Raw genomic sequence first — 412 nt, 5'->3', positions numbered from 1 at the left:
TGATGGCAGAGAGGTCACACCCGTTCCCATACCGAACACGGAAGTTAAGCTCTCTAGCGCCGATGGTAGTTGGGACCTTGTCCCTGTGAGAGTAGGACGTTGCCAGGCAATATTATTCCGCAGTAGCTCAGCGGTAGAGCTATCGGCTGTTAACCGATCGGTCGTAGGTTCGATTCCTACCTGCGGAGCCATTGGAGAGCTGTCCGAGTTGGCCGAAGGAGCACGATTGGAAATCGTGTATACGTCACAAGCGTATCAAGGGTTCGAATCCCTTGCTCTCCGCCATAAGGAATTTATAATATTTGGCCCGTTGGTCAAGTGGTTAAGACACCGCCCTTTCACGGCGGTAACACGGGTTCGAATCCCGTACGGGTCACCACTTTTGGAGGATTAGCTCAGCTGGGAGAGCACC

At 53.2% G+C, this 412-nt stretch carries 3 tRNA genes and 1 rRNA gene; all 4 read left to right on the top strand.

The features are described from left to right. Positions 1-108: ribosomal RNA gene (gene rrf, locus MR071_RS25155) — 5S ribosomal RNA — on the top strand; the annotation flags it as partial. Between the two features lie 8 nt (positions 109-116). Then, a tRNA-Asn gene (locus MR071_RS25150) sits at positions 117-191 on the top strand. Between the two features lie 2 nt (positions 192-193). Continuing rightward, positions 194-285, top strand: a tRNA-Ser gene (locus tag MR071_RS25145). 19 nt (positions 286-304) lie between these two features. After that, positions 305-379 (top strand) — tRNA-Glu (locus MR071_RS25140). The last annotated feature ends 33 nt before the right edge of the window (positions 380-412 follow it).

Source organism: Bacillus cereus group sp. BfR-BA-01316, assembly GCF_022664195.1.
Classification (GTDB): Bacteria; Bacillota; Bacilli; order Bacillales; family Bacillaceae_G; genus Bacillus_A.
This window is presented reverse-complemented; position numbering and strand designations above follow the sequence as displayed.